The following is a 3,130-nucleotide window of genomic DNA, read 5'->3' on the forward strand; positions in this document are numbered from 1 at the left end:
GATTTTTAATTTTTAATTTTTAATTTTTAATTCCCCGGGGGGCTTGTACCCGGAATTAATTAATTCAAAATTTGTTCAATGTCTTGATGCAATAGCGAGTGGGGGAAACCACGGCAATAGCGAGTGGGGGGAACCCCCAAGACCGCGCTGCCTCCCCAAGACCGCGCTGCATCGCTTCTAGATTTTTAATTTTTAATTTTTAATTTTTAATTCCCCAAAGGGGTCAAAGCTAACAAGTTCTGATGGTACAAACCCCACTAAAAACCAGAATTACGGGCTTGCTCCATCAACTGCTCAGCCCTACGTCCCCACTGGGGATTACCTTGGCTATTGTAAAGGTCTCTAGCATACTGCAAGACTTCCAGAGCATCACTAAATCGGTTTTGGCGCAGAAATACTACACCAGCACCATAATAGGCATTAGCGTAGTTCGAGTTAGCTACCGCTGCTTGCTGGAAAGCTGCCAGAGCACCATCCAAATCTCTCTGATTAAATAAAATTCCCCCGATATTGTAGTGGGCTTCGGGGTATTTGGGATTGATTTTGATCGCTTGCTCAAACGCCTTTTTTGCTTCCTCCAGCTTGCCCTGTTGCCTATAAATCAGTCCCAAATGATATGCCGGTTCGGGAGCATTACGGCTAAATTCCATTGCTTGTTTAAATGATGCGATCGCTTGTGCGGGTGTTCGCAACTGGGACATAACTAGACCCATGTTATAGTGAGCAACACCCAGTTTAGGGTCAAGTTCCAGAGCTCTTTCTAGATATTCCCGTGCCTGAGACAAATTCTTTCCTTCCAACAGAGCAGCCCCTAAATTAGCAAAGGCTAGAGCAAATTTGGGATCAGTCTGGGTTGCCCGATAAAAGGCATCGGCTGACGCCTGCAATTTACCAACCTGCCGCAATGCTAGACCCAAGTTGTAGTGTGCTGGTGCTAGCTTGGGATTCAGTTGGGCTGCCTTTTCAAACGCCACAATCGCTTCAAGTACCTTACTCTGTTGAATTAATGCCAGTCCTTGATTAAGTTGCTCAAGGGCTGCCGGTTGAGTTGGTTTAAGTGCTGGCAGATACTGAGACTGGGCGATTTGTCTACTACTGTAACCGTAAGGGCGAGTAAGGGGATGATGTCTACTCAGTCTCTCTGGTGAATCCTTCAGATGATCTGGGTTAACCCCTAGGGCATGGGAAACTAGTGGCTGTGTCAGCACCAACAGCCAACTGACTCCTAGGCAGAAATATCCTCTGGCAGTGACTTTTGTGTTAACAAACATTAAGTTGAGTGGGAACAAATTTTTCTTAAGATTTTTGAAACATTTTTTTTTATAGTTGTTACGTGTATTCATATTTTTTGAAAATTAGTGACCTAGAGTTATCTAACTTAACAGTTTTAGTAGTTTACATTACAAGACATTGCAAGTTCGATCTAGATCAAACCAAAATAAGTTAATCTCACAACCAGATAACGTTGATCCCATCTCAACAAAACTTCTGCATAAACCAGTAGTCAGGAGATAAGTAGGTAGAATGATTAGGTAAGAGAACCGTTGACATGGCACTTTTTAATCAACTAACCTCCCTACCAGATCATCCCCTTCAAGCTCCGCTTCAATGCATAAGTCCAATTGAAATAATTTGGGGGTAAATTATGAACGGCAAAGTGTGTAAAGCCACCCGTAATGTGGCAATTGTTGGTCCGTATCTCAGTGGTAAAACCACTCTACTCGAAAGTTTGTTGTCCGTTACTGGTAGGATTTCTCGCAAAGGCACAGTAAAGGAAGGCAACACCGTCGGTGATAGTGCCACCGAGGCCAGGCAACGCCAAATGAGTGTGGAGGTAACTGCCGCCAGCACCGAGTATCAAGATATCTGCTTCAATTTTATAGACTGTCCCGGTTCCATTGAATTTGCTCAAGAAACCTACAACGCCTTAGTTGGTGTGGATGCGGCTGTCGTGGTTTGTGAACCAGTAAGCGATCGCGTCCTCACCCTAGCACCCTTATTCAAATTTCTCGACGACTGGGAAATCCCCCACTTAGTCTTTATTAACAAAATGGATCGGTTTGAGTTGACCGATGATGCTAATGGTAACTCCTTACGGTCCGTCTTCGATGCCCTCAATTCCGTTTCCACTCGCCCCTTAGTACTGCACCAATACCCCATTGGTAAGGGAGAACACCTCACCGGATTTATTGATTTAGTCACCGAACAAGCCTATCTTTACCATCCTGATGCCCCAGCTGATCCGATCCCACTGCCAGAGTCATTGAAAGAGGCAGAACAGCAAGCACGCACAGAATTACTAGAAACCTTAGCAGATTTTGACGACCACCTCCTCGAAGAACTACTAGAAGAAATCGAGCCACCCCAAGAAGAAATTGTCCAAGACCTGAAGATGGAATTGGGGGCCGACTTGATTGTACCTGTATTTATAGGTGTTGCTCAGCAAGATTACGGTGTTCGCCCCTTGATCGATGCCCTACTGCGGGAAGCACCAACCCCAGAAACCACCGCCGAGCGTCGGGACATTGCTGGTGATGAATCAAGCACGGTGGCACAGGTACTCAAAACCTATTACACTCCCCAAGGTGGAAAACTCTCCCTAGTGCGAGTTTGGCAAGGTAAACTAACCGATGGCATGGTCTTTAATGGTGCCCGCGCCGGAGGCTTATACCGTATGTTTGGTCACCACACTCAGTCAGTTTCCCAAGTCTCTGCTGGTGATATCATTGCCCTGGGACGCTTAGAGGGCATTAAAACTGGTGACACCCTGACCACTGATACGGGTAATCGAGAGATTAAATTACCAATAGCTGAGGCAAGCAAACCAGTCTATGCGTTAGCCATTACCCCTCAGAAGCGCAAAGATGAGGTTAAGCTCAGTGGTGCTTTAACCAAGCTGCTGGAAGAAGACCCATCTTTGGTGTGGGAACAACATGGAGACACTCACGAAATCATCCTATGGGGACAGGGAGATATTCATCTTCAGGTTGCTCTAGACCGGATGAGCCGCAAATACAACTTACCGATGACCACTCACTTACCCCGAGTGCCTTACAAAGAAACTATCCGCAAATCAACTACCTCTCACGGGCGCTACAAGCACCAAAGTGGTGGTCATGGGCAATATGGA

The 3,130-nt window shown here is 45.9% G+C and carries 2 protein-coding genes; one reads left to right on the forward strand and one right to left on the reverse strand.

Features of this window, described 5'->3' with window-relative positions; translation table 11 throughout:
* Positions 1–257: 257 nt before the first annotated feature.
* The gene (locus F6K20_RS31275) at positions 258–1,271 is read right to left on the reverse strand and encodes a tetratricopeptide repeat protein (RefSeq protein WP_008181208.1); all 1,014 of its coding nucleotides are present in this window, start codon (positions 1,269–1,271) and stop codon (positions 258–260) included.
* A gap of 374 nt (positions 1,272–1,645) precedes the next feature.
* Between F6K20_RS31275 and F6K20_RS31280 the strand changes: the two genes are divergently transcribed.
* Positions 1,646–3,130: elongation factor G (locus F6K20_RS31280; RefSeq protein ID WP_287297326.1), on the forward strand; the 1,485-nt coding region annotated here is incomplete at its 3' end.

It is taken from the genome of Moorena sp. SIO2C4, from assembly GCF_010672485.1.
Classification (GTDB): Bacteria; Cyanobacteriota; Cyanobacteriia; order Cyanobacteriales; family Coleofasciculaceae; genus Moorena; species Moorena producens.